Here is a 3,058-nt window from a genome sequence, read left to right as displayed (position 1 = left end):
TTACTGCGTTTCATGGCAAATACCCCGTTTTTCATTAATTCATATTTTGCCAGATTCTCTAGTTTAAAGTGGATCTATTTATAGGGAGGAGATCAAGGAGATCACAGTATCTAAAATGGCCTTTTCAAAAAAAATTGCATCAGCTTGATTTGTATGGGCTAAGGTTCCATCAATATCAAATATTATTAATTTATCGTGAATCATAAAATACCTCTATTCGATTACCGTTTCTTGAAGCAACTTGTAAACAGTTGAACGCCCAATTCCAGTTTTTCTAGCAATTTCGGTTGCGCCAACACCAGAAGTATAAAGTGAAATGATTTTTTCTCTATCGATAGTACGTTTACGGCCAAAATTTACTCCTTTTAGCTTGGCTTCTGTACGGCCTTCATTGGTGCGCTCGAGAATAAGTTGTCTTTCTGCTTGGGCAACTGCAGCTAATATAGTGACCACCATTTTTCCCATAGTTCCTTCAGTACTAATTCCATCATCAAGAAAACGGATAGATACCCCCATAGCATCAAATTCTTTAATGAGTTGAATCATGTCAGCCGTATCTCGCCCAAGTCTATCCAATTTTTTAACCAAAATGACATCACCTTCTTCTACTTTAAGACGAAGGGTTTGCAAACCATCGCGCTCACAGTGACTGCCAGTAGCTTTGTCTGTAAATAGTCGATGTGATTTAACGCCAGCATCTTTTAGTGCATTAATCTGAATCTCTAGTGATTGATGGCTGGTTGAAACACGAGCATATCCAAAGAGTCGCATGTTAAAAATGTCTCCTTAATCGATTTGTAGAAAGAATGTCTACTAATAAGGGAAAAGATGATTTTATGGACAGTTTATGATAAGGTTTTTTGATTGTCTATCAATTTATAAATTAAGAGACACTAAAAATCTATTTACCAAACAAATGTTGTGCTATACTACAAATGTAGCAAATAAACACAATAGGTAATTATTATGGGTATTCCAATCAGAATTGATGATGGCATTTATGAAGCTGCTAAGAAAACAGCGAAGGCAGAGTGCCGCTCCATTCCAGGCCAAATTGAGTTTTGGGCAAAAGTCGGGAAATGCGCTTTAGACAACCCGGATTTACCTATTGATTTCGTGAAAGATTTGTTGATATCAACGCACTCTGATAGGTCGCTTGCTGAACCCTTTGATTTTGACGAAGAATAATATGCAGGAGATATTGGTAAGCCAAATGCCGGCTTTTAAGAAGGCATTCAAAAAACTCCACAACGATCAAAAAGAAGCAGTTAAAAAGGCAATAAGAAATATTATAGAAAATCCTGAAATAGGTACAGCCAAAAAGGGTGATTTAGCTGGCGTCTTTGTTTATAAATTTAAAATAAATAATCAAGAGTACCTATTAGCCTATGAGTGGCTTCCTCAAGAAAGAATTTTACTTGCCTTGGGAGTTCATGAAAATTTCTATAGAAATCTGAAACGATAACATTCAAATCTTTCTTATAAAATTTTTTTCTTTTAAGAGCTTTAATTGTTTGAGATTACAATTAATTTAGAAAAATTGACCAGATTAATTGGCTGATTTTGGCTTGATTTTCCGGTGACTGGAAGAAGATGGCAGGGGAGTAAATAAACCCAGGTGATCCACCCCCTTTAATTTTTGGAGCTTATATATTTTCTAATATTACTTCACTTGGTGGGCTTGAAAAACTGAGGCGATGTCAAAGCAACAATTGTCTTAAGTTTTTTATAGGTCGTCCAAATGCCAAATGGTGTTCGAACTCATGTGGTTCTAAATGTAGAGTAAAGAAAATGCGAAAAAACAAACGGGCTTAATGCCTAAGTGTTGCTATGGATTATTCTTTTATTTTCAATATCAAAAATACTGCTTTTCCTTGGTATTCCTCTTATTGGATAGCTTCGTGATAAAACAACTTCACATTGAATTTTATTGAAAAGAACTAACTGCCCCAAGATATAATTGTTTGACGGGTTCTGGAATGTGGTGATTCTATACCATGCGAACTCAGAGCTTTCAACTTGCTCTAGATTTGTTGATAATGGTTTGTAATCCATAACCATAAGAAACTGAGCTGCTTTGAGATTATATCGAATAAATTGCGTGATTTCTCTAAAACTATCGCTTAGCGCGGTCATTTTGGGGTATTGATAAAGAAAATAATTAAAAACAATTTTTGCTATTATTCTTTGAATGGGCTCATCAATAATGGATTTAAAAATTAAAGGTTGGTTTCTTTGTTCGAGATTAAGCCTATGAAATTGTTGTTCTTTGAGCATGAGGCAAATGTCAGCCTTCTTTAAAGCTTCATTAAACTGCGCCACTCTTAATGGGATATCATCGGCGTACGAAAAAAATTTTATCCAACCCTCTTCTGGCTTGAGGCCTAAGCTAAGTAATACTTTTTTATGAGGCAGTCGATCAACCCTAAAGTGAACCTGCCTGCCTTTTGTGGAGTTCATCACGATTATTTGATTGGCTATGGTGGCTTTAAAGTTGCCCTCTGGGAGAAGCTCAAGATCGACTAATAAATCCCCATACTCAGGGCAGTTAATTGAAGGCTCAATTCTGGTTCTTTTATGACGGATTACTTTATTAAACTTCGGAGGAGTAACTACCCCTGCTATGCTTCGATATACAATGCCAAATACGCTGTCTCTTCCTAAGGCTAATTCAAGATTATCCCCAAAGTATTGGTTGCATTCTTTGCAAACAAGATCATTGAGAGTCATGGTGTCTGTTCCAAACAGGCCTAATAACCCTGGTATTACATGTTCATCAGAAAAATCATCGGGAAATTGTTTTTCTGCCCTGCAATAAGCGCATTGTGAAAGGTACCTCTTCGGTTTCTGAGGTCGTTTTATATGGCGCAGATTTTGTTGATTCAATTACTTGCTCTTGAAATTTTGGTCACCCAGTTGGTCACCAGAATAATATTTTTTGCAGAACCCTAGGCTCCGTGAACGAAATTTCTAATTAGTTGAAAAAAAGGCAGTTTCTATAGTGAAATACGATTTGCCGTCGAAAAATCACTAAAAGAACTGCCAAAATGAATAATAA

4 protein-coding genes are annotated in these 3,058 nt (G+C 36.1%); 2 read left to right on the top strand and 2 right to left on the bottom strand.

Translation table 11 applies throughout. The annotated features are described in order from the left end of the window. Nucleotides 1–213 precede the first annotated feature (213 nt). Entirely contained in the window at nt 214–771 is a 558-nt protein-coding gene (locus tag E1O65_RS12350; protein WP_133133896.1) for a recombinase family protein, read from the bottom strand. Between the two features lie 195 nt (nt 772–966). Between E1O65_RS12350 and E1O65_RS12345 the strand changes: the two genes are divergently transcribed. Both E1O65_RS12345 and E1O65_RS12340 read left to right on the top strand, forming a co-directional pair. Then, nucleotides 967–1,188, top strand: a complete 222-nt coding sequence (locus tag E1O65_RS12345) for a ParD-like family protein (RefSeq protein ID WP_133133895.1) — start codon at nt 967–969, stop codon at nt 1,186–1,188. 25 nt (nt 1,189–1,213) lie between these two features. Further along, nucleotides 1,214–1,465, top strand: coding sequence for a type II toxin-antitoxin system RelE/ParE family toxin (locus tag E1O65_RS12340; RefSeq protein ID WP_242601611.1), 252 nt, complete (start codon nt 1,214–1,216; stop codon nt 1,463–1,465). A 353-nt stretch (nt 1,466–1,818) separates the two neighbouring features. On the opposite strand, the gene E1O65_RS12330 is transcribed toward E1O65_RS12340, so the two are convergent. After that, nucleotides 1,819–2,886, bottom strand: a complete 1,068-nt coding sequence (locus E1O65_RS12330) for an HNH endonuclease (RefSeq protein ID WP_133133893.1) — start codon at nt 2,884–2,886, stop codon at nt 1,819–1,821. Nucleotides 2,887–3,058: the final 172 nt, after the last annotated feature.

The organism is Legionella sp. W10-070 (genome assembly GCF_900640175.1).
In the GTDB taxonomy this organism is placed as follows: domain Bacteria; phylum Pseudomonadota; class Gammaproteobacteria; order Legionellales; family Legionellaceae; genus Tatlockia.
Note: the sequence above shows the minus strand (reverse complement) of the source record. Positions and strands in the feature narration are given on the sequence as shown.

Bases quoted from the DNA above. Each gene is read 5' to 3' on its own strand.
- E1O65_RS12340 (WP_242601611.1), top strand. From the start codon at position 1,214: ATGCCGGCTTTTAAGAAGGCATTCAAAAAACTCCACAACGATCAAAAA.
- E1O65_RS12350 (WP_133133896.1), bottom strand. From the start codon at position 771: ATGCGACTCTTTGGATATGCTCGTGTTTCAACCAGCCATCAATCACTA.
- E1O65_RS12345 (WP_133133895.1), top strand. From the start codon at position 967: ATGGGTATTCCAATCAGAATTGATGATGGCATTTATGAAGCTGCTAAG.